Annotated in this window: 18 protein-coding genes; 11 read left to right on the top strand and 7 right to left on the bottom strand. The window is 58.4% G+C overall.

Annotation, left to right across the window (positions count from 1 at the left end; translation table 11 throughout):
• Positions 1–120 precede the first annotated feature (120 nt).
• Positions 121–1,596 (bottom strand): N-acetylglucosamine-specific PTS transporter subunit IIBC, encoded by a 1,476-nt coding sequence (gene nagE, locus GWQ31_RS02995; protein ID WP_099992400.1) that lies wholly within the window; start codon positions 1,594–1,596, stop codon positions 121–123.
• A gap of 273 nt (positions 1,597–1,869) precedes the next feature.
• On the opposite strand from nagE, the gene nagB reads away from it, so the two are divergent.
• The 3 genes from nagB to GWQ31_RS03010 are packed head-to-tail and all read left to right on the top strand — an operon-like array spanning position 1,870 to position 5,044.
• Positions 1,870–2,670: a glucosamine-6-phosphate deaminase gene (nagB, locus tag GWQ31_RS03000; RefSeq protein ID WP_021137914.1), complete on the top strand. Its 801-nt coding sequence runs from the start codon at positions 1,870–1,872 to the stop codon at positions 2,668–2,670.
• A 9-nt stretch (positions 2,671–2,679) separates the two neighbouring features.
• Positions 2,680–3,825, top strand: a complete 1,146-nt coding sequence (gene nagA / locus GWQ31_RS03005; RefSeq protein WP_275908600.1) for an N-acetylglucosamine-6-phosphate deacetylase — start codon at positions 2,680–2,682, stop codon at positions 3,823–3,825.
• Positions 3,826–3,829: 4 nt separating this feature from the next.
• On the top strand, positions 3,830–5,044 hold the full coding sequence (locus GWQ31_RS03010) for an ROK family protein (protein ID WP_005309674.1): 1,215 nt from the start codon (positions 3,830–3,832) through the stop codon (positions 5,042–5,044).
• Positions 5,045–5,113: 69 nt separating this feature from the next.
• Here the strand turns inward: GWQ31_RS03010 and GWQ31_RS03015 are convergent, their stop codons facing one another.
• The 3 genes from GWQ31_RS03015 to aspS all read right to left on the bottom strand — a co-directional run bounded on the left by GWQ31_RS03015 (position 5,114) and on the right by aspS (position 9,626).
• The gene (locus tag GWQ31_RS03015; protein ID WP_275908601.1) at positions 5,114–6,739 is read right to left on the bottom strand and encodes a phosphoethanolamine--lipid A transferase; all 1,626 of its coding nucleotides are present in this window, start codon (positions 6,737–6,739) and stop codon (positions 5,114–5,116) included.
• 287 nt (positions 6,740–7,026) lie between these two features.
• Positions 7,027–7,767, bottom strand: a complete 741-nt coding sequence (locus tag GWQ31_RS03020; RefSeq protein ID WP_005313105.1) for a YebC/PmpR family DNA-binding transcriptional regulator — start codon at positions 7,765–7,767, stop codon at positions 7,027–7,029.
• Between the two features lie 92 nt (positions 7,768–7,859).
• Complete coding sequence (gene aspS, locus GWQ31_RS03025) at positions 7,860–9,626, bottom strand: aspartate--tRNA ligase (RefSeq protein ID WP_265461240.1); 1,767 nt, start codon at positions 9,624–9,626, stop codon at positions 7,860–7,862.
• A 431-nt stretch (positions 9,627–10,057) separates the two neighbouring features.
• On the opposite strand from aspS, the gene GWQ31_RS03030 reads away from it, so the two are divergent.
• The 6 genes from GWQ31_RS03030 (at position 10,058) to GWQ31_RS03055 (ending at position 16,259) form a co-directional block, all read left to right on the top strand.
• On the top strand, positions 10,058–10,906 hold the full coding sequence (locus tag GWQ31_RS03030) for a DUF72 domain-containing protein (protein ID WP_275908602.1): 849 nt from the start codon (positions 10,058–10,060) through the stop codon (positions 10,904–10,906).
• A gap of 276 nt (positions 10,907–11,182) precedes the next feature.
• Positions 11,183–11,926: a carboxy-S-adenosyl-L-methionine synthase CmoA gene (gene cmoA / locus GWQ31_RS03035; RefSeq protein WP_275908603.1), complete on the top strand. Its 744-nt coding sequence runs from the start codon at positions 11,183–11,185 to the stop codon at positions 11,924–11,926.
• A 3-nt stretch (positions 11,927–11,929) separates the two neighbouring features.
• Positions 11,930–12,907 (top strand): tRNA 5-methoxyuridine(34)/uridine 5-oxyacetic acid(34) synthase CmoB, encoded by a 978-nt coding sequence (gene cmoB / locus GWQ31_RS03040; RefSeq protein ID WP_219593641.1) that lies wholly within the window; start codon positions 11,930–11,932, stop codon positions 12,905–12,907.
• 82 nt (positions 12,908–12,989) lie between these two features.
• A complete protein-coding gene (locus tag GWQ31_RS03045; RefSeq protein ID WP_021137920.1) occupies positions 12,990–13,748 on the top strand; it encodes an ATP-dependent zinc protease in 759 nt (252 codons plus the stop codon).
• A gap of 3 nt (positions 13,749–13,751) precedes the next feature.
• Complete coding sequence (locus GWQ31_RS03050) at positions 13,752–15,290, top strand: inactive transglutaminase family protein (RefSeq protein ID WP_275908604.1); 1,539 nt, start codon at positions 13,752–13,754, stop codon at positions 15,288–15,290.
• 3 nt (positions 15,291–15,293) lie between these two features.
• A complete protein-coding gene (locus tag GWQ31_RS03055; protein ID WP_021137922.1) occupies positions 15,294–16,259 on the top strand; it encodes an alpha-L-glutamate ligase-like protein in 966 nt (321 codons plus the stop codon).
• Positions 16,260–16,404: 145 nt separating this feature from the next.
• On the opposite strand, the gene GWQ31_RS03060 is transcribed toward GWQ31_RS03055, so the two are convergent.
• The gene (locus GWQ31_RS03060) at positions 16,405–17,007 is read right to left on the bottom strand and encodes a peroxiredoxin C (RefSeq protein WP_005313082.1); all 603 of its coding nucleotides are present in this window, start codon (positions 17,005–17,007) and stop codon (positions 16,405–16,407) included.
• Positions 17,008–17,153: 146 nt separating this feature from the next.
• Here GWQ31_RS03060 and GWQ31_RS03065 point away from each other — a divergent pair, with 146 nt between their 5' ends.
• On the top strand, positions 17,154–18,062 hold the full coding sequence (locus tag GWQ31_RS03065) for a hydrogen peroxide-inducible genes activator (RefSeq protein ID WP_005313062.1): 909 nt from the start codon (positions 17,154–17,156) through the stop codon (positions 18,060–18,062).
• Positions 18,063–18,131: 69 nt separating this feature from the next.
• Here the strand turns inward: GWQ31_RS03065 and ahh1 are convergent, their stop codons facing one another.
• Entirely contained in the window at positions 18,132–19,997 is a 1,866-nt protein-coding gene (gene ahh1, locus GWQ31_RS03070) for a hemolysin Ahh1 (RefSeq protein ID WP_275908605.1), read from the bottom strand.
• Positions 19,998–20,881: 884 nt separating this feature from the next.
• Here ahh1 and GWQ31_RS03075 point away from each other — a divergent pair.
• Positions 20,882–21,328 (top strand): NlpC/P60 family protein, encoded by a 447-nt coding sequence (locus tag GWQ31_RS03075; protein ID WP_265434410.1) that lies wholly within the window; start codon positions 20,882–20,884, stop codon positions 21,326–21,328.
• Positions 21,329–21,393: 65 nt separating this feature from the next.
• On the opposite strand, the gene GWQ31_RS03080 is transcribed toward GWQ31_RS03075, so the two are convergent.
• On the bottom strand, positions 21,394–21,687 hold the full coding sequence (locus tag GWQ31_RS03080) for a hypothetical protein (RefSeq protein WP_005313055.1): 294 nt from the start codon (positions 21,685–21,687) through the stop codon (positions 21,394–21,396).
• Positions 21,688–21,777: the final 90 nt, after the last annotated feature.

Genomic DNA, 21,777 nt, shown 5'->3' on the forward strand with positions numbered 1-21,777 from the left:
ACTGCTGCTCTCATTTGAAGTAAAGGTTGGATTTTCTTGGCGTTTTTTATATTGGGCCCCGTGGCGGGGCCCTAGTTATGTCAACAATGGACTTAGACTTGAGGCGAGCTTGGCGCCCGATTAACGCAGGGCCTTCATCTCACCGGCAATGATCTCGGCCAAGGGGCCCAGAATCACCTGCAGGTTCTGTTCACCGAGCTTGACCACACCGGCCGCGCCCAGGGCTTTGAGCTTGCGCTCATCCACTATGCTGCGGTCTTTCAGGGTCAGACGCAGACGGGTGATGCAAGCATCGATGGTAACCAGGTTGTCTTGACCACCCAGCACTTCCAGATACTGGCGAGCCAGTTCGGTGCGGTCAGTGGTCTGAGCCTGTGCCGGTACGGCTTCATCATCTTCACGACCCGGAGTTTTCAGGTTGAACTTGACGATGACGGCACGGAATACCAAGTAGTAGAGACCGAAGAACACCAGACCCTGCACCAGCAACATGTACCACTGGGTCGCCAGCGGGTTGCGGCTGGAGAGCACCATATCCACCAGACCGGCACTGAAACCGAAACCGGCCATCCACTGCATGCTGGCGGCGATGAACACAGAGATACCGGTCAGCAGGGCATGGATGACATAGAGTACCGGTGCCACGAACATGAAGGAGAACTCGAGCGGCTCGGTCACACCGGTGAAGAAAGAAGCGAAGGCGGCGGCGATCATGATGGATGCAACCTTGTCCTTGTTCTCTTTCTTGGCGGAGTGATAGATGGCCAGGGCTGCGCCCGGCAGACCGAACATCATGATGGGGAAGAAGCCAGCCTGATACATACCGACAACGCCTTTCACCTGCTCCAGGCTCTTGCCGGCAGCCAGTGCGGCATCAATGGTACCCTGACCCCCCAGGAAGTTCGGGATGTCGTTGATACCGGCCACGTTGAACCAGAACACTGAGTTCAGGGCGTGGTGCAGACCAATCGGGATCAGCAGACGGTTGAAGAAGGCGTAGATACCGGCACCGGTAGAGCCCAGGCTGACGATGGATTCACCAAAGCCCACCAGACCACCGTAAATGACAGGCCAAACGGCCATCAGGATGAAGGAGACGATGATCATCACCACTGAGGTCACGATCGGCACCAGACGACGGCCGGAGAAGAAAGCCAGCGCCTTGTGCAGTTCGACACTGCTGAAGCGGTTATAAAGCTCGGCGGCAATCACACCGGTCAAGATACCGATAAACTGGTTGTTGATCTTGCCAAAAGCCGCGGGTACATCTTCAATCGCGATACTCTTGATCTGGGCAACGGCACCCGGGCTCAACAGTGTGGTCACGACCAGGAAACCGACCAGACCGGCCAGTGCGGCAGAGCCGTCTTTGTCCTTGGACATGCCGTAGGCAACACCGACAGCAAACAGCACTGACATGTTGTCAATGATGGCGGCACCGGCCTTGATCAGGAAGGCAGCCAGCGCGCTGTCACCACCCCAACCGTTAGGGTCAATCCAGTAGCCAACCCCCATCAGGATCGCGGCGGCAGGCAATACCGCTACCGGCACCATCAGGGCACGGCCGATCTTTTGCAAATAACCGAGAATGTTCACGGTTCCTCTCCTTAGTTAATGTTTTTCTAGAAATTAAGTGCTTATCACGTTTGACGCATAAGCCATCAAGGCTTGATTGGCAGTCTAGGGCTTTTATTTCGCTGCGCAAATTAATAAACCTGTAATCGTGATCATTATCACCCAAACGAGATAAAGGTAGCGGATACATGTGGCTTAGTTCGCAATCTTTATTTACGCTATAAAACAACTTGAATCCGTCTTAGCCTATTTGCCGCCGACACCCCGGCAGCAACCCGTACAGAGGTATCTACAATGCGCCTGATCCCGTTGAAATCTGCCAGCCAAGTGGGTCTGTGGTCTGCCCGTTACATCGTTGACCGTATCAATGGGTTCAAACCCACGGCCGATCGCCCCTTCGTACTGGGCCTGCCCACCGGCGGCACCCCGCTCAACACCTACAAGCGCCTGATTGAGCTGCATAAAGCCGGCGAAGTGAGCTTCGAGCACGTGGTCACCTTCAACATGGACGAATATGTCGGCCTGCCGGAAGATCACCCGGAGAGCTACCACAGCTTCATGCACAACAACTTCTTCTGTCACATCGACATCCGCCCGGAAAACATCAACATCCTCAACGGCAACGCCGAGGATCTGGTGGCCGAGTGCAAGCGCTATGAGGACAAGATCAAGTCCTATGGCAAGATCAACCTCTTCATGGGTGGCGTCGGCAATGACGGTCACATCGCCTTCAACGAACCGGCCTCTTCCCTCTCCTCCCGCACCCGGGTCAAGACCCTGACCGAGGACACCCGCATCGCCAACTCCCGCTTCTTCGGCGGTGACATGGAGCAGGTGCCCAAGCTGGCGCTGACAGTGGGTGTCGGCACCCTGATGGACGCCGAAGAGATCATGATCCTGGTCACTGGCCACGGCAAGGCCCAGGCCCTGCAAGCTGCAGTGGAAGGCAGCGTCAACCACATGTGGACCATCTCCACCCTGCAACTGCATCCGAAGGGAATGATGGTGTGCGACGAGCCCTCCACCATGGAGCTCAAGGTCAAGACGGTGCGTTACTTCCAGCAGCTCGAAGCCGCCAACATCGGCCGTCTGTAAGGAGCCACCATGTACGCATTGACCAATTGCACCCTCTACACCGGCAGCTGTGTGCTGACCGGTTACGGGGTCGTGATCGAGGGCGACAAGATTGTCGCCATCCAGCATCAGGCCGAGCTGCCTGCCGGTATAGAGCGACATGATCTGCATGGCGCCAACCTGAGCGCCGGTTTTATCGACGTGCAGCTCAACGGCTGTGGCGGCGTCATGTTCAACACCGACATCTCCACAGAGACACTGGCGATCATGCAGGCCGCCAACCTCAAATCCGGTACCACCAGCTTCCTTCCGACCCTGATCACCAGCCCGGATTCGGACATGAAGCGGGCCGTCGCCGTGACCCGCGACTACATGGCCACGCACCCAAATGAAGTGCTGGGCGTGCATCTGGAAGGCCCCTACACCAACCTCAAGCGCAAAGGCATACACCCGGCCGCCCAGATCCGTCAGCCCGCCGACGAGATGATCGACTTCTTCTGCGCCAACAGCGATGCCATCGCCAAGATCACCCTGGCACCGGAACGCAACAAGCCCGAGCACATCCGTCAGCTGGTAGAAGCAGGCATACTGGTCTCCGCCGGCCATACCGCCGCCAACTACGATCAGGCCATGGCCGGCTTTGATGACGGCATCCGTTTTGCCACCCACCTCTACAACGCCATGACCCCGACCGTGAACGGCCGCGAGCCGGGTGTGGTGGGTGCTATCTATGATCGCAAGGATGTCTATGCCGGCGTCATCGTCGATGGACACCATGTGCACTGGGCCAACGTACGACTGGCCCACAAGATGCTGGGGGAGAGACTGGTGCTGGTCACCGACGCGACCGCCCCCGCCGGTGCGCCGGAAGGCTTTGAGAAGTTTGATTTTTGTGGCGCAACCGTCTATTTCCGCGATGGTCAGTGCGTCGACGAGAGTGGTACACTCGGCGGCTCTGCCCTCACCATGATTGAGGGGGTGGAGAATCTGGTCAAACAGGTCGGATTACCGCTCGATGAAGCACTGAGAATGGCCACTCTTTATCCCGCTCGCGCCATTGGATGGGACTCACGTCTCGGTAGTATCCAGGTCGGAAAAATAGCCAACCTGACTGTCTTTGATCAGACCTTCACGGTCTGCGGGACCGTGGTTAACGGACACTACACAACACAGTGACACTATGACTGGCGGACAAATAGCAAACGTAGATCTTATCAAGCAGGTCAACAGTGCAGCCGTATATCGGCTCATCGACCTGCAAGGCCCCATCTCGCGGGTCAAAATTGCCGAGTTGAGTCAGCTGGCCCCGGCCAGCGTGACCAAAATAACCCGGCAACTGATCGAGCATGGCCTGATCAAGGAGACCTCACCGCAAGCCTCTACCGGCGGGCGGCGCGCCATCTCCCTGACCACCATCAAGCATCGCTTTCAGTTTGTGTCCGCCAAGCTCGGTCGCGGCTATCTGCAGTTGAGCCTGTACGATCTCGATGGCAAGGAGCTCGATCAGCATGTCACCCAGGTGACCGAGATCGATCAACAGCCTGTGGTCGACATGCTGCTGCGGGAAATTGGTGCCTTCATGGACTCCCAGCAGGAGCGCAACCGCAACCTGATCAGCATAGCGCTGACCATGCCGGGTCTGGTCAATCCGGAATCGGGTATGGTCATCTATACCCCCAAGTACCAGATCCGCAATCTGGCCCTGGCCAAGCTGCTGGAAAACCACTTCAACCTCCCCTGCTACGTGGGCAATGACACCCGCTCGCTGGCACTGGCCGAACACTTCTTCGGCGAGTCCCGCGACTGCATGGACTCCATTCTGGTGAGCGTGCACCAGGGTGCCGGCTCCGGCATCATCACCAAGGGCAAGGTGTTCCTCGGTCAGAACCGCAACGTTGGCGAGATCGGCCACATCCAGGTCGAACCGCTGGGCAAGCGCTGCCACTGCGGCAACTTTGGCTGCCTCGAGACCATCGCCTCCAACGAGGCCATTGTCGACAAGGTAAAAGAGCTGATCAGTCGCGGTCACCTGAGCTCGCTGCAGGAGAAACACATCACCATACAGGAGGTGTGCAAGGCGGCCATGGCAGGGGATGAGCTGGCACGCAGCGTGATCGAGAACGTGGGTGAGCACCTTGGACGGGCGGTGGCCATCACGGTCAACCTGTTCAACCCGCAGAAGGTGCTGATCGCAGGCGAAATCACCGCCGCCGAAGAGATCCTCTTCCCGGCCATCCGCCGCTGTGTCGAACACCAGTCTCTGCCCAGCTTCCACCGTGGCCTGCCCATCGTGAAGGCTCGCTTCCAGAACCAGCCCACCATAGGCGGCTTCGCCCTGGTGAAACGGGCCCTGCTGGAAGGTGATCTGTTGCAGATCATCATGGAGCAGAAGTAAGGCACTGGCCTTGCGAAACAAAAACGGCAGCCACTGGCTGCCGTTTTTCATTGTGCGCTTTTCGCCGGTTTATCCCGCCCGGCAGGGCTTGAACAAGTCCAAGGCACCGTCATAGACGCTGGTCTGCACATCCATGATCCCCAGCATTGAGTGGAACAGGTTGTCGTGGGAGAAGCGCTTGCTGCTCGCCTCCTGCTGCAGGCAATCCATGTTCAGCCGGCGATCCGCCTGCAACTGGGGGGAGAGCCAGGTCAGCAGCGGCACCCGGGTCTGATCGTCCGGCGCAAACTTGTAAGGGGTGCCGTGCAGGTAGAGCCCCATGGCACCGAGGGATTCGCCGTGATCGGAGAGATAGACCAACCCCACGTTGTAGTCGTTCTGCAGCGTCTTGAGCTTGGCGATCAGCCGTGCCACCACCTTGTCGGTGTAGCGGATGGTGTTGTCATAGGTGTTGACCAGCTCTTCATTGGTGCAGTTTTCGATGTCGCTGCGCGGGCAGTCCGGCACGAAGAAACGCTCGGACGCGGGATAACGGCGATAGTAGGTCGGACCATGGCTGCCCATCAGATGAAAAGCCACCAGCTTGTTGCCCTGCTTGCCCTTCATGTCGGCAATCTGTCGGTCCAGCCCTTCCAGCATCACCTCGTCGTAGCATGAACCCTGCTGGCAATACTGCGGGAAGGCCTTGGCTTCGATATCTATGGTGGGCACATTCTTGCACACCCCCTTGCAGCCGCCATCGTTCTCCTTCCAGAGCACAGAGACACCTGCGTGTTGCAGCACATCCAGCATGCCGTCCCGGGACTGGGCCAGGGTGTCGTCATACCCGCGTCGGGTGAGATTGGAGAACATGCAGGGCACGGAGACAGCCGTGGCCGTACCGCAGGAGCGCACGTCCTTGAAGGAGATGACTCCCGCTTCCTGATCGGTGAAGCTGTTGGTCTGCTTGCGATAGCCGTTGAGGGAGTAATTCTGGCTACGCGCCGTCTCCCCCACCACCAGGAACATCAGGGTCGGCTTGTTTCCCTGCCCCACCACCCTGGCATCCGTCCCCAGCGGCTGATAAGGAATGGGGGTGGCAAACAGTATATCTCTGGCATAGCGATAGAAGCCGTGTACATAGTTGGCTGGTACTATCTCCTTGCCAAGAGACTTGTTGTTGCGCCCGACCGAGGCGTAATCCTGATAATAGAGCGCAGCCACACCCACCAGAAACAGCAGTGACAGGGCGATGGAGCCAAGTCGCAGGCCAAACCCTCTATACCAGGGGCTGGGATATTCAATCTTGACCCACAACAAGGCCAGCGCCGGCAGCACACCGGTCAGCAGGAACCAGAGCGCGACCGAGCCATTGAGGTAGGCGCTCACCTCCCCCGTATTGGTCGCAACCATGTTCTGTACCATGTCCCTGTCGAAGATGACGCCATATTTGAGCATGGCGTAGCTGACCACAGAGCCCATCAGGATCAACAGCACGAAGAAGGGCTTGAGCAGATAGCGGAAGGTGAAGGGCAGAAACACCGCATTGAGCGCGGCCAGCAGCACCAAGGGGATAGAGAGGGCAAAGCCCGCCTTGACGTGCTCCAACTGGGTGAGAATGTGGTAAAAGTGCAGGAAGATGGGCCAGTTGAACACCAGTGCAAACAGCAGCACCAGCAACAGATTCACCTTCATCACTCCCAGGGTGATGCGCATAACGATACTCCGACAAACCAGGCAGGACTGGGGCCCCTGCATGGGGGCACCCGTTGTGAGTGCTCGCTTGCCGCGCACCTCTTCCGGAGGGCAAGCGCGGCAAGGGGCTGGGGCGCCCGGACACGGCAGGCAGCTTAAGTCGCCAAACTTAAGGGAAAATTAAGGCGGGCAATGCCATGGTCGGCACGATTTTCAGGTGCCAGCTCATCATAAGAAAAACGGCAGCCGAGGCTGCCGTTTTAGCGGGGGCGAACAGAGCGTAGCCACCTGAGTGTTCACGGACCGGATTACAGGGTCGCGGCGACTTCGTCAGAGATGGAACCGTTGTGGTACACCTCCTGCACGTCGTCCAGATCTTCCAGCATGTCGATGAGACGCATCAGCTTGGGGGCGGTTTCCGCATCCAGCTCGGCTTCGGTGGAAGGGATCATGGTCACTTCGGCGTTCTGGGCCTTGAAGCCGGCGGCTTCCAGCGCATCCAGCACGGTACCGAAGTCGTTCGGGGTGGTGTACACCTCGATGGAGCCATCTTCCTCGGTCACAACGTCATCGGCGCCCGCTTCCAGTGCCGCATCCATCAGGGCATCTTCATCGACACCGACGAAGGTCAGCAGCCCTTTCTTGCTGAACAGGTAGGCAACCGAGCCATCGGTCCCTAGGTTGCCGCCGCTCTTGCTGAAGGCATGACGCACTTCGGCAACGGTACGGTTACGGTTGTCGGTCAGACACTCCACCATCACGGCGGAGCCTGCCGGGCCGTAGCCTTCATACACTATGGTCTCGAGCTGCTCGCCGTCGCCACCACCGGCCCCACGCGCGATGGCGCGGTTGATGGTTTCGCGGGTCATGTTGCTGGTCAGGGCTGCCGTCACCGCCGCACGCAGGCGTGGGTTGTTGGCAGGATCCGGATCGCCGATACGAGCCGAGGTAGTGATTTCACGGATCAGCTTGGTGAAGATCTTGCCGCGCTTGGCATCCTGAGCTGCCTTGCGGTGTTTGATGTTGGCCCATTTACTGTGACCTGCCATAGAGACTCTCCGTTATATTTTTTAGATTTCAATAACACAAAGTGACCGGGTAGGCCGCGCCGGGCGCGGCCGGGACTGTGCCGGATGCCGGCTTATTCATCACCCTTGACGGTCGTCGCAATCGCCAGTTCGCTCATCTGCGCCTGGTTGGCAAAGCTGGGGGCGTCTGTCATCAGACAGGCGGCCGCCGTGGTTTTCGGGAAGGCAATCACGTCCCGGATGTTGTCGGTACCGGTCAGCAGCATGCTCAGACGATCCAGACCGAAGGCCAGACCGGCGTGCGGCGGGGTACCGTACTTCAGCGCATCCAGCAGGAAGCCGAACTTGAGGCGCTGCTCGGCAGGGGTGATGCCGAGGATGTCGAATACGGTGGCCTGCATCTCGCTGTTGTGGATACGCACAGATCCGCCACCCACTTCGTAGCCGTTGATGACCATGTCGTAGGCGTTGGCATAGGCGCTGAGCGGGTTGGCTTTCAGCTCGCTCGGGCCCAGGTTGCTCGGGGCGGTGAAGGGATGGTGCATGGCCGCCAGGCCGCCTTCGCTGTCTTCCTCGAACATGGGGAAGTCGATGACCCACAGCGGCTTCCAGCTGTTTTCCATCAGACCCAGATCGCGGCCCACTTTCAGACGCAGGGCACCGATGGCATCAGCCACCACTTTCTTGCTGTCGGCGCCGAAGAAGATGATGTCGCCGTCGGCGGCGCCGGTACGGGCCAGGATCTCGCGCACTATCTCATCGGAGAGGAACTTGGCAACCGGAGACTGCACGCCTTCGAGGCCATTGGCCGCTTCGTTGACCTTCATCCAGGCCAGGCCCTTGGCACCGTAGATGCCGACAAACTTGGTGTACTCGTCGATCTGCTTGCGGGACAGCTCGGCGCCGCCCGGCACTTTCAGGGCTGCCACACGGCCTTTCGGGTCGTTGGCGGGGCCGGCGAACACGGCAAACTCGACGGCGGTCAGCAGATCTGCCACATCGACCAGCTCCATCGGCAGACGCAGGTCCGGCTTGTCGGAGCCGAAACGGCGCATGGCTTCGTCGAAGGTCATGACAGGGAAGTCGCCCAGATCCACGTCCAGCACGTGTTGCCACAGGTTGCGGATCATCTCTTCCATCAGCTCGCGCACTTGGGGCGCCGTCATGAAAGAGGTCTCCACGTCTATCTGGGTGAATTCCGGCTGGCGATCGGCACGCAGGTCTTCGTCACGGAAGCACTTGACGATCTGGTAGTAGCGATCGAAGCCGGACATCATCAGCAACTGCTTGAACAGCTGCGGGGACTGCGGCAGGGCGTAGAACTTGCCCTTGTGCACCCGGCTCGGCACCAGATAGTCACGGGCACCTTCCGGGGTGGCCTTGGTCAGCATGGGGGTTTCGATGTCGAGGAAGCCATGCTCGTCCATGAAACGGCGTACGAAGGCACTGGCCTTGGCACGGGTCTTCAGGTACTTGGCCATTTCGGGGCGACGCAAGTCCAGATAACGGAACTTGAGGCGCTGCTCTTCACTGTTGATCTGATTGAAGTCCAGCGGCAACGGCTCGGCGCGGTTGATGATGGTGAGCTCATGGGCGAACACTTCGATGGCACCTGTGGCCATGTCGCTGTTGCGCTGGGAGTCAGGACGGGTACGTACCACACCTGAAACCTGAATGCAGAACTCGCCGCGCAGTTCGGAGGCAAGGGCGAAGGCGTCCGGCTTGTCCGGATCGAAGAACACCTGCACGATCCCTTCCCGGTCACGCATGTCGATAAAGATCAAACCGCCGAGGTCGCGACGACGATGGACCCAACCGCACAATGTAATGGTCTGCCCGGCATGGGCCTCATTGACCTGTCCGCAATAGATAGAGCGCATGGACTTCTTCCTTCGAAATTGTAGAGAGACGGTTAACCTGAGCCGCCGGGCACGACTGGCAGCACAGTCCGTCTCACAGCTGGCCAGAGTCTTGTTCTTGCCCGGTTTGAAATCTGTCTCGTACCGTCCGACCCCCTGGATCGGACACCTGCCACCGATATCGGCTCGACCAGAGGCGGCTGGCAAGCGGCCGGGCAGTCGGTCAGAGGGCATCGGAAAGCATTGTTGTTTGGCCAATTCATGGCCGCTACCGTCGCCACAATATGCGCACAGCGGGGCGAGTCACAACAAATTGGCAAACAAAAGGGCTGGCATTATAGAGGAAAACCCCCATTTGGGTAAAATGGCCAGCAGCCTCCTTTGCCCTGTTTTTTGCGTCTCAAGGCAAAAAATGGGCATAAACCGAGATAAACACGCAGACAGGATCCGCCATGAGCCTCTTTTTGGGCCTGCCACAATGGTCGCACCCGGCCTGGCCCGGTCAATTATTGGGCGTGGGCGCCAAACCCGCCGAACATCTCGCTCACTACGCCCGGGTGTTCAACACAGTGGAAGGCAACACCACCTTTTACGCCTCGCCCACCCCTGACACAGTGCAGCGCTGGGCCGATGCGGTGCCTGCCCACTTTCGTTTCAGCTTCAAGTTTCCGAAAGAAATCAGCCACCAGAGCGATCTGGTGAGCGTAGACAAGCAGGTGACCGAGTTCATTCGCCTGCTCACCCCACTGCACGACAAGCTGGGACTGCTCAAGCTACAGCTGCCCGCGCGCTTCGGCCCGAGCGGCCTTCCCCGCCTCGCCGAATTCTTCAATCGGCTGCCGGCAGCGTTTCGCTATGCCCTTGAGGTACGTCATCCCGATTTCTTCGCCAAAGGGGAAGCAGAGCGCAGCCTCAACCGCATGCTGATGGAAAAAGGCATCAACCGCATCATGCTCGACAGCCGGCCACTGTTTTCTGTGCCTGCCACCACGGCGGCCATGATAGATGCCCAGGGCAAGAAGCCCAGACTACCGGTTCATCTGCTGGCCACCGCCAGCGCCCCTGTTGTAAGGCTCATCGGCTTGCCGGAACCGGCGGCCAATCACCCCTTTCTGCCGGACTGGCTGCCCCACTGGCGTCAATGGCTGGTAGAGGGAAAGGATCTCTACCTCTTTATACATACCGCCGACAATGCCCAGTCACCCGAACTGGCCCGCCAGATAACGCACCTGTTGGGGCATGAGATGGCACCCTGGCCGGGGGAAAACGATCGCGCACGCCAGGGCGTGCTGCGCTTTTAGCCAGCCATTTCAACGGCCCTTCATCAGCCACAAAAAAAGCCACTTTTTTGTGGCTGGACAGGGCTCGGCGTCAAGACAAACGCCCATCAATCCTCTACACTAGCGCCCCAAGCAAGGGTTCGGAACATGGCCCATACGAACTGGGACGGCCCCAAGGAACTCAAGGCCCCTCACCCCGTTCGTAAACAGGTGATAACTCTGCTCTGATGGGTATCACCCAACGACTCAATTGAACAATACAGCCGGATTACACACCGGCTGTCAGGTTGCGCAAGCATGCATACCAAAGACCAAATTTTTGCGGCCCCCATCGCCCGATTGGGGGACTTCTGCTTTGACGAACAGGTCGTCGACGTCTTCCCCGACATGATCCAGCGCTCGGTGCCGGGCTACAGCAACATCATCTCCGCCATCGGCATGATGGCTGCCCGTTATGCCCAGCCAGAGAGTCGTCTGTACGATCTTGGCTGCTCCCTCGGCGCCGCCACCCAGGCCATGCGTCGCCACCTGACTCAACCGGGTTGCCACATCACGGCGGTGGATCTCTCTCACCCCATGATAGAGCGCGCCCGTGCCCACCTTTCGGGTTTCAAATCCGAGGTGCCGGTGGAACTGGTCGAAGCGGACATCTGCGACATAGCGATCGAAAACGCCTCTGTGGTGGTGCTCAACTTCACTCTGCAGTTCGTGGACCCCGAAAAGCGGATGGCCCTTATCCAGCGCATCTTTGATGGTCTGCGTCCGGGCGGCATCCTGATCCTGAGCGAGAAGTTCCGCTTCGAGGATGAACCGGTCAACGATCTGCTCATCGAGCTGCACCTGGACTTCAAACGCGCCAATGGCTACAGCGAGCTGGAGATCAGCCAGAAGCGCAACGCCCTCGAGAACGTGATGCGTACCGACAGCCTGGAGACCCACAGATCCCGCCTGCAAAGCGCCGGCTTTGTTCATCAGGATCTCTGGTTCCAGTGCTTCAACTTCGGTTCCATGATTGCCATCAAATCCAGCGACGCCAACTAAGCCATGATCGACTTTGCCAATTTTTATCAACTGATCGCCAAGAACCGGCTGAGCCACTGGTTACATACCCTGCCCGCTCAGCTGCATGCCTGGCAGCACGACAACCTGCACGGGGACCTGCCGCGCTGGAATCGGGCCCTCAACAAGCTGCCCACCACAGCGCCAGGCCATATCGAGCTGCAACGGGGCGTCGAGATCGGCAATAGTCAGAGCTTGAGTGAAGGGGAGCGCAAAAAAGTCGAGAGTCTGCTGCGACAATTCATGCCCTGGCGCAAGGGGCCCTTCAGGGTCCACGGCATCCACATCGATACCGAGTGGCGCTCCGACTGGAAGTGGGATCGGGTATTGCCCCACATCAGCCCGCTGGCCGGCCGCTATGTGCTGGATGTGGGCTGCGGCAGCGGCTATCACCTCTGGCGCATGGTCGGCGAAGGGGCCAAACTGGCCGTCGGCATAGACCCGAGCCCGCTGTTTTTGTGCCAGTTCGAGGCCATTCGTCACTTCACCGGCGGCGATCAGCGCGCTCACCTGTTGCCGCTGGGCATTCAGGAGCTGCCTGACCTGCGCGCCTTTGACACCGTCTTCTCCATGGGAGTGCTCTATCACCGCAAGTCCCCCATAGAGCACATAGAGCAGCTGCGCAACCAGCTGAAAGACGACGGCGAGCTGGTGCTGGAGACGCTGGTGATCGATGGTGGCGTCAATGAGGTGCTGGTGCCCACCGACCGTTACGGCAAGATGCGCAACGTCTGGTTCATCCCCTCAAGCGCGGCGCTCAAACTCTGGGTGGAACGCTGCGGATTTACCGATGTGCGGATCGTAGACGAGAATATGACCAGCACCGACGAACAGCGTCGTACCGACTGGATGATCAATGAATCCCTGAGCGACTATCTGGATCCTGCGGATCCCGCGCTCACGGTAGAAGGACACCCGGCGCCGAAACGTGCCGTACTGATTGCCAGAAAGGCCAAAGACTAGCCGATGGCGCCAGCGGAAGTTACACTGACCCAATTCCAGGAAGCACAGTTAAATGAATGACATGAAAAGCAAATTAAAAGGAATGACCCTGCTCTCCCTGCTCAGTCTCGGCGGGTGTGTCAGTGTGGATAAAGCGCCTCCGGTCCCAACCTTGACGCTGGCCGAGCTTCGCGGCGAGATAAGCTTGAGCGAGCAACGCCTGCAAACATCCATGGAACAGCAACAGAAGCAGTATGTGCAGCAACAGCACCTGCTGGTTCAGCTCAACACCGATGTCAACAACATGAAAGAGTCCGTGAAAAAAGTCGACAGCAAGCTCGAAAACCTGGCTCCCGAGCCACCCAAACCCATGGCGATCCCGACCGAGAAGTGTCAGGCCCCGAGCCAGGGCCACACAGTCGACGGCAAATTGCTGGTGGGTGAAGCAGAGTGGATCTGGGTTGATGCCGCCAATGACGCCTTCCAGGCGCGGGTCGATACCGGCGCGACCACCTCTTCCATCAGCGCCCAGGACATCACCATCTTCGAGCGCAACGGCAAGAACTGGGTGCGCTTCTTCCTGAGCCACCAGGAGATGGACGACAAGATCCAGATCGAAGCGCCGCTGGTACGCCACGTGCGTGTGCGCCAGGCCTCTGCCGACGATCTCGACCGTCGTCCCGTGGTGCGTCTGGCGGTGCGGATCGGTGACATGACCGAAAAGGCCGAATTTACCCTCAAAGATCGCAGCGACATGACCTTCCCCGTGCTGCTGGGTCGTGAATTTTTGAAAGACATCGCTGTGGTTGATGTGGCCCGCGAATATATCCAACCAAAACCCACGCTCAAGGATGTGAAATAATCCATGGTTTCCCGTAAGCCGTTCTATTTGCTGGTCGCCCTGCTGTTCATTGTCGGCCTGGGGATGACGTTTTATCACCACATAGCGTTGGATGTACCGCTGACGCCGGGTGAGAAACGCCAGATCTGGTCCATCGAGGCCAAGCTCGAATTTGAAGCTACCGGTGAACCGGTGATCGCCTCCCTGGCCATTCCGGGCACCCAGCCCGGTTTCACCCTGATGAACGAGAACGCCGCAAGCCCGGGCTACGGCCTGTCATTTGTCGAGAAGGACGGGGATGCCCGCGCCGAGTGGTCGATCCGTTCCGCCTCAGGCCGCCAGGAGCTCTACTACCGCGTCGACATGATGGCTGACGACCATGCCAAGCCGGCTGCCCTGGCAAAGCCTCCCGTCATCGAGAAGCAGATAGAGAGTGAGCCTTACGCCACTGCCATGAAGCAGATCTCCGAACGGGCCCAGGAGCGTTCCGCCGATGGTTACACCCTGACCCGCGAGATCATCAAGGAAATAGAGAAACAGGAGCAGAACGCCGAGCTGCTGAAATCTCACAAGAGCCGGGCCAGCCTGATTGCAGAGCTGCTGAGCAACGCTGACGTCCCGGCGCGGGTGGTCCATGCCCTGAGTCTGGAAGATGGCCGTCGTCGCCAGGAGCTGGTGGATTACCTGCAGGTATTCAACAGCCCGACCGACTACAAACTGTTCAACCCGCAAACCGGTGAACAGGGTCGCCCTGCCAACCTGCTGCTGTGGGAATACAACTCAGGTGCCCTGCTGGATGTCACCGGCGGACACAACTCCCGGGTCACCTTCTCGATGATCGAGCAGGAACAACCGGTCAACGTGGCGCTGGCGCAGAAGTTCGAAAAGTCCGAGATGCAGAACTTCTCCATCCACAGTCTGCCGCTGGAAGAGCAGGCGCTGTTCAAAGGCTTGCTGCTGATCCCCATCGGCGTGCTGATGGTGGTGTTCCTGCGGGTTCTCGTCGGTATCAAGACCTCGGGCACCTTCATGCCTGTGCTGATCGCGGTCGCCTTCATCCAGACCTCGCTGGTTACCGGCCTGGTCGGCTTCCTGCTGATCGTCGGCACGGGTCTGGTCATCCGCTCCTATCTGTCGCGGCTCAACCTGCTGCTGGTCGCCCGAATATCGGCGATCATCATAATGGTGATCTCGATGATCGGTATCTTCTCCGCCTTCGCTTTCAAGCTGGGACTGACCGACGGCATGAAGATCACCTTCTTCCCGATGATCATCCTCTCCTGGACCATAGAGCGGATGTCCATTCTGTGGGAAGAAGAGGGTCCGAAAGAGGTGGTGCGTCAGGGCGGTGGTTCTCTGCTGGTGGCGGTCATCGCCTACCTGGCCATGGATAACGAGCTGATCCGCCATCTGACCTTCAACTTCCTCGGCCTGCAGCTGGTGCTGATGGCGACCGTGCTGCTGCTGGGTAACTACACCGGCTACAAGCTGAGCGAGCTCAAGCGTTTCAAGCCGCTGGTGAACGAGATCAAGTCTGGCGCCACCCCGGGTAAGGACAAGTAACAGATGTGGTTCTGGGAAAAATACACCAGCCCGTGGAGCCTGTCTCAGGCAGGCATCCTCGGCATGAACAAGCGCAACCACTCCTACATCAGCCGCTACAACCCGCGTCGACTCTACCCGTTGGTGGATGACAAACTGCAGACCAAGCGCATAGCGCTGGATGCAGGTGTGACAGTGCCCGAGCTTATCGGCACCATCCGCGAGCAGCATGACGTTGGCCGCATTACCGAACTGGTAAAAGATTGGCCGGGCTTTTGTATCAAGCCGGCCCGTGGCTCCGGCGGCAAGGGGATCCTGGTGATCCTCCGTCAGGAAGAGGGTCTCTTCTTCAAACCGAATGGCAGCGCGTCCACCGGTCAGGATCTGGAGCGCCATGTCTCCAACATTCTGGCGGGGCTCTATTCCCTCGGCGGCAAGCCTGACGTGGCACTGGTAGAAGGCCTCATCAACTTTGATGATGTGTTCGACGGTTACTCGTTCGAAGGGGTGCCCGATGCACGGGTGATCATCTTCAAGGGCTTCCCTGTGATGGCCATGATGCGCCTCTCCACCGCCGCCTCCGACGGCAAGGCAAACCTGCACCAGGGCGCCGTGGGCGTGGGCCTGTGCCTGCGCACCGGCCGGGCGCTGCGGGCGGTACAGTTTGGCAATCCGCTGCGTCATCACCCGGATACCGGCCTCGATCTGTACGATCTCAAGGTACCTCACTGGGATACCTTGCTGACGCTGGCAGCCTCCTGCTACGAGATGTCGGGTCTGGGTTACATAGGCACAGACATGGTGCTGGACAAGTTCCGCGGCCCCATGTTGCTGGAGCTCAACGCCCGTCCCGGCCTTGCCATCCAGATCGCCAACGGTCGCGGCCTGGTGCCCAATCTCAAAACCATCGAGAAGCTGGGTCAGGTCAAGATGAACGTGGAGCAGCGGGTCAGTTTCGCCAAGGATCACTTCGGTATCTTTGACGAGTAGCCCCACCACTTGGATAGCAAAAGCGCGCCTTGAGGCGCGCTTTTTTATGGCTGGCATTCGGCCTGTTACATGATTTGGCTGGCGGCAGGCAGAAAAAAACCGATGCCATGGCATCGGTTTTTCGGTATCCGGTACGCAGACCCGATTACAGGGAGGCCGCGTTCTCGGACAGGTACTTGGCAACGCCATCAGCAGAAGCTGTCATGCCTTTTTTACCCTTCTCCCACTGGGCCGGGCACACTTCGCCATGCTCTTCGTGGAATTGCAGGGCATCGACCATGCGCAGCATCTCGTCGATGTTGCGGCCAAGGGGCAGATCGTTGACCACCTGATGACGCACCATGCCGTGGCTGTCGATCAGGAAGGAGCCACGGAAGGCCACACCGGCTTCCGGGTGCTCAACGTCATAGGCTTTGCAGATTTCGTGCTTCACGTCGGCGATCAGCGGGTATTTCACCTGACCGATACCGCCATCTTCCACCTTGGTGTTACGCCAGGCGTTGTGGGAGAACTGGGAATCGATGGAAACACCGATCACTTCCACACCGCGCTTCTGGAACTCTTCATAGCGGTGATCGAAGGCAATCAGCTCGGACGGACAGACGAAGGTGAAATCGAGGGGATAGAAGAACAGGACGGCTGCTTTGCCTTTGATGTGGGACGCCAGGTTGAAGGAGTCAACAATCTGGCCATTGCCCAGAACGGCAGCAGCGGTGAAATCAGGTGCGGGACGGCCTACCAATACCATATTCAATTCCTCATTATGTGAAGTGAACAATCCTGTCAGGATTGGGCTACCTAGAGCCAAGTCCGTCTAATTCAAGCGACAAACCCTATACCCAGTGGTAGATTAGTTAAATCAAATTAAATAGATAGCATTCATCGGGTTTTCCTATGCAACGTTGGCCCAGCCTGAAACAGCTGCAATATCTGGTCGCTCTCGACGAGCACAAGAACTTCAATCGCGCCGCCAAGGCCTGTCATGTCAGCCAGTCCACCCTGAGTACCGGGATCCAGACGCTGGAAGACATGATGAACCTGCAACTGGTGGAGCGGGACCACAAGAGCTTCATTATGACCCCGGTCGGCATGGAAATCGTCGAGCGAGCTCGCAATTTGCTCTCGGACGCGCGAGATCTGATGGAACTGGGGCAACATCAGGGCGGCGTCATGCACGGCACAGTCCGGCTCGGCTGCATCCCCACCATAGCCCCCTTCCTGCTCAGCAAGCTGCTGCAAGAGTGCGGCAAGGCTTATCCTGAACTGGAATTGTTGCTGCGTGAAGACACCACCACCAACCTGCTCAAGCAACTGGAGCAGGGTCAGCTCGACTTGCTGATCCTGGCGTTGCCGGTGGAGATCGGCGGCTTCCACTGCAAGATGGTCGGCCAGGATCCCTTCCACATGGTGATGCCCGCCAGCATGGCGGCCGGTCTGCATACGCCGTTCGACTACAAGGAGCTGCCCAACCAGAGCATCTTCCTGCTGGAACGGGAGCACTGCCTCACCGAACATGCGGTCAGCGCCTGTCGGCTGCGGGACAAGAGCAAGATAAACCCCTTTGCCGCCACCAGCCTGCACACCCTGGTGCAGATGGTCGGTGCCGGGCTTGGCACCACCTTCCTGCCCCAGATGGCAATAGATTCCGGTATTCTCGACAACACCGACCTGGTGGCCATTCCTCTGCCGGGTGAAAAGCCGTATCGCGAGATAGGCCTGGTGTGGCGCCCCAGCACCACCCGGGTACAGACCTTCTACAAGCTGGCCGAGCTGCTCACTCCGCTCATCGAGCCCAAGACCTGAGTCACGTTCTGAGCCACAAAAACGCCGGCAGCTTGCCGGCGTTTTCATTGGTTCAGACACATCGGCAGATCAGTTGCCGGCCGGTGGCCCAAAGATGCGGGTATAGGAGGTCAGGGTCCGTACGCTCACATCCGCCGGATTGCCGTTCTCGTCATAGAGCGCCAGCTCACCGGTCTGCTTGTTGTGGCCGAGCAGCTGATGAGCACTCAGGTTGCTCAGCGCATCGCTGTCCGCCTTCCACTCCCAGCGCTGGCCCAAACTCAGACTGCAGCTCTGCAACTGGCCGAGGTTGTTGCCATCGAGGCAGCGATGGGTATCCAGTGCACTGACATAACGGCCGTACTGGTCATAGATAAAGGACTGGGCAGCCGAAGTCTCGTCACAGGTCACGGCGCTCAGGCCATGCTCGGCGTCGGCGCTCAGGCAGCGGTTGTCAAAGCCTCCCAGCTGCAGGTTGACCGGGCGTCCGCCGGTGAATACCGGATGGTTCCAATCCACCTTGAAGCTGGTTGAGGCGGTCACCCGTCTGCGCTTGTCGACATCCTCGAACCCCTGGAAGGAGACATGCCCTCCCACCACGTAATAGTGCTTGTAGATACCGGTGTAGATGGGGCGGATGTTGACCGAAGAGTCGATCTTGAACTCGGTACTGCCCGTCTCGTCGGGAGCCGCCTTGTAGATGACATCCAGATTCGGCACGAAGCCCTTGTAACTCAGCGGCTGGATGCGGTTGTGATCCACATCGTACCCCATGCCCCAGACGGTGGCGGTCTTGGAGGAGAGCAGTGACTCCGCCGTCGCGTATTGATCCCGCACCCAGCTGAAACTCACCTTCTGGGCACTCGGCGCCGAGCGTTCGACCCGATAATCCTGGGTGTTGTAGGCTAGCTGACGCTGCTGGCTGAACTTGGCTGACGCCTCCAGCTTGGCCTTGGGCCCATCCTTGTTCACTTCAACCCCGCCGGTCACCCCTACCTCGAAACCCGAGATTTCGCGATGCTCATACTTGCTGTTGAGGTTGGTCGGCAGACTCTTGAGCACAGCCGCCTTGGTGTTGGAAGCGTCTATGGTGAAGCGATAATCCTGGGCGATGGCATCGGTGGCATAGTCCCGCGCCCAGCCATCGAGCAGCAGATAATCTGCGATATTCTCGCTCCAGGTGAGGTTCTCGTTGAGCTGAATACCGGCACCTGCCGACTCGTCATCCAGCGAGATCCGCACTATCTTGGCATCCGGCGTAGCTGACCCCGTGTTGCCAAATTGCAGGGAGCGCTCCAGATTCACCCGATAGACCAGCGCGATGTTTGGCGAGTCACAAAAGAGGCGCTCCCCCCGATCCCAGGTGCGTGAGCGCGGGAAGGTACACTCGCCATCGCTGATCTTGCGATTGACGTTGAGATAAAAAGCCACGTGAGGCAGGCCCGCTTCCGCCGTCGCGGTTTGCGTCAGGGAGCGTTTGTGGCGTTTGCCCTGCCCTGCCAGGGTGTCGATTCGCTCCATCACCTGATAGAAAGCAGGATCATCCGCGCCCCCCAGCGGGGTAAACAGCAGCTCCCCCTTGTAGGCGGAGACCAGCACCCAGTCGGCATCAAACGAGATGCCTGCCAGCTGCTCCATGGCTTTTCTGGCCTGTTGCCGTTCGGCCTTGTCAGTGATGCCGCTGAAATCGATGAAGATACGCTCCCCCTGCCCCAGCACACGCTCGCGCAACTGGTCACGGGTCAACGCCTTGGCTGCCTGTTGTTCATCCAGCCAGCTGCTGGCGTTGAGGTAGACGAGTCCCTGCTCCGATTGCAGGCTGGCCAGCATGGCTGTGCCCTGATCGGTGCGTTCACCTATGTCTTCGGCATGAACGCTGCCCGCCAGCAAGGCCAGCGCGAGCAGACTGAGGGCGGGAATATGAGTGACTAATTTGCGTGGTTTATTGTTTTTCATTGTTATCTCCTGATCGAATCCCGCCAGACTATTTCCCCATGCAGTGAAATAGCATAACCCTGTTATCAATGGTTATATGGAGGCGTTATTCTCTTTGCCAGCCAAGCTGTATCTTCCATTTTTCTCGCTGTGAATTAACAACGGATTGATGGGTGATATTTCATATGGCAGCGCCAGGACCGCAATGCAGTCCAGGGTGGACGACTCGGCGTTCGCCGATGCTATTACACGGTTGTCGCGCTCTGGTGCGCGCCCCATTTGTGATGCGGGTGACATCTGTCATGAATCTCGCCATCACGGATATGACATACTGGCCTGACTCATATGTCTATCGTGTCTGTCTTGCCTGTAACCCGGATTGCGCGGGAGACAGGGTGCGAGGAAACACTGACTGCTATGGGCTTGCGATCATGATGCTGCCCTCCTCTTTGCTGGTGGAATTATTCCTCTGGCGCCATAATTAATCAATGCCAGCCAGGGATTAATATCATTTACAGCCTGTTACAAAATAATTCCTTATATATCCAGCTTGATACTGTCATTTCTTCATTCAGGTAATCAGCATGACTATATATATTACGCAGGAGCATCATAACGAATTAACCTGAAATCAGAACGTGACACAGATCACGCAGTGACGTCAACAAGGATAATAATAAACTTATTTAAATCGTATTAGAATAAACGCGTTAATATTGAAATGCTCATTCAAGTAAGCCGGATGATATTATTCAATTAGTGGTACTTGATGGTATAAATGAAATCCATACGACCCCCTTTATACTCGACATGCCTTGTTAAAATGGGTTTTATCACGGCCAAGGCTATGTTCGAGCCCCAAACCCCGTTTATGATGAGCAGGTTGTCGCATCGAGGGAGCCCCTATGGATTGCAAGTTGCTGCTGCCCCTGCTGGCCCTGTTGCTGGCCGCCTGTTCCAGCACGCCCGAACCGCCGCCACCTCGTCAAAGCAGTGCCTTCGACAGCTTTTATCAGCAGTGGCGTGGTGTGCCCTATCGCATGGGCGGATCCAGCCGGGCGGGCCTCGACTGCTCCGCCTTCACCCAGCTTGCCTACAGCCAGGTACTGGGCTTCAACCTGCCCAGAACCACAGAATCCCAGGCCAGTCTCGGCACGCCAGTCGATCGCTTCCGGCTGCAGCACGGCGATCTGGTCTTCTTCAAGACCGGCTGGCAGCAATACCACGTCGGCGTCTACACCGGTGGCGGGGAGTTCATCCACGCCTCCACCAGCAAGGGGGTGATCCGCTCGCGCCTCGACAACGTCTACTGGAACAGCCGCTACTGGCAGGCGCGCCGCCTGACGCAGTGAGCCCCGCTCGCCATGAGAAATGAGAAAGGCCCGTCACGGGCCTTTCTCATTGTCTGTTTGCCGACTCAGTGCTTGCGATGCCAGCGCGGCGAGGTGGCTTTCTCGCCCCAGGGGGTCACGCATGGCAAGAGTGCCCCCTCGATAACCACATCGCTGCTGGCCAGCGCCTCGGCAATCTTCTGGTGCAGCACCCGCAACAGGCGCCCCTCCTGCTCGGCCAGGGAGTGGCCCGCGGCAAAGAACTCGCGCTGATGTTGCAGTGCCAGCTTCTGGGCAAACTCATAGGTATTGAAGCAATCCGGCATCCGCTCGACCACATCATCAAGCCGGGCCAACAAGCTGTTCAGTTCCCTGGTCATATCGCTCACTCCTTGTAGGTTGATAACCAAAAACTACCCCTTATTGGATAAACCACCAACCATCAAACCCTGAAAGTGTGGTGGGTCGCA

Origin of the sequence: Aeromonas sp. 2MA4 (assembly GCF_029237305.1) — a bacterium.
In the GTDB taxonomy this organism is placed as follows: Bacteria; Pseudomonadota; Gammaproteobacteria; order Enterobacterales; family Aeromonadaceae; genus Aeromonas; species Aeromonas salmonicida.

Coding starts and splice junctions, on each gene's coding strand:
- nagB (WP_021137914.1), top strand. CDS start 1,870: ATGCGCCTGATCCCGTTGAAATCTGCCAGCCAAGTGGGTCTGTGGTCT.
- nagA (WP_275908600.1), top strand. CDS start 2,680: ATGTACGCATTGACCAATTGCACCCTCTACACCGGCAGCTGTGTGCTG.
- GWQ31_RS03010 (WP_005309674.1), top strand. CDS start 3,830: ATGACTGGCGGACAAATAGCAAACGTAGATCTTATCAAGCAGGTCAAC.
- GWQ31_RS03015 (WP_275908601.1), bottom strand. CDS start 6,739: ATGCGCATCACCCTGGGAGTGATGAAGGTGAATCTGTTGCTGGTGCTG.
- GWQ31_RS03020 (WP_005313105.1), bottom strand. CDS start 7,767: ATGGCAGGTCACAGTAAATGGGCCAACATCAAACACCGCAAGGCAGCT.
- aspS (WP_265461240.1), bottom strand. CDS start 9,626: ATGCGCTCTATCTATTGCGGACAGGTCAATGAGGCCCATGCCGGGCAG.
- GWQ31_RS03030 (WP_275908602.1), top strand. CDS start 10,058: ATGAGCCTCTTTTTGGGCCTGCCACAATGGTCGCACCCGGCCTGGCCC.
- cmoA (WP_275908603.1), top strand. CDS start 11,183: ATGCATACCAAAGACCAAATTTTTGCGGCCCCCATCGCCCGATTGGGG.
- cmoB (WP_219593641.1), top strand. CDS start 11,930: ATGATCGACTTTGCCAATTTTTATCAACTGATCGCCAAGAACCGGCTG.
- GWQ31_RS03045 (WP_021137920.1), top strand. CDS start 12,990: ATGACCCTGCTCTCCCTGCTCAGTCTCGGCGGGTGTGTCAGTGTGGAT.
- GWQ31_RS03050 (WP_275908604.1), top strand. CDS start 13,752: ATGGTTTCCCGTAAGCCGTTCTATTTGCTGGTCGCCCTGCTGTTCATT.
- GWQ31_RS03055 (WP_021137922.1), top strand. CDS start 15,294: ATGTGGTTCTGGGAAAAATACACCAGCCCGTGGAGCCTGTCTCAGGCA.
- GWQ31_RS03060 (WP_005313082.1), bottom strand. CDS start 17,007: ATGGTATTGGTAGGCCGTCCCGCACCTGATTTCACCGCTGCTGCCGTT.
- GWQ31_RS03065 (WP_005313062.1), top strand. CDS start 17,154: ATGCAACGTTGGCCCAGCCTGAAACAGCTGCAATATCTGGTCGCTCTC.
- ahh1 (WP_275908605.1), bottom strand. CDS start 19,997: ATGAAAAACAATAAACCACGCAAATTAGTCACTCATATTCCCGCCCTC.
- GWQ31_RS03075 (WP_265434410.1), top strand. CDS start 20,882: ATGGATTGCAAGTTGCTGCTGCCCCTGCTGGCCCTGTTGCTGGCCGCC.
- GWQ31_RS03080 (WP_005313055.1), bottom strand. CDS start 21,687: ATGACCAGGGAACTGAACAGCTTGTTGGCCCGGCTTGATGATGTGGTC.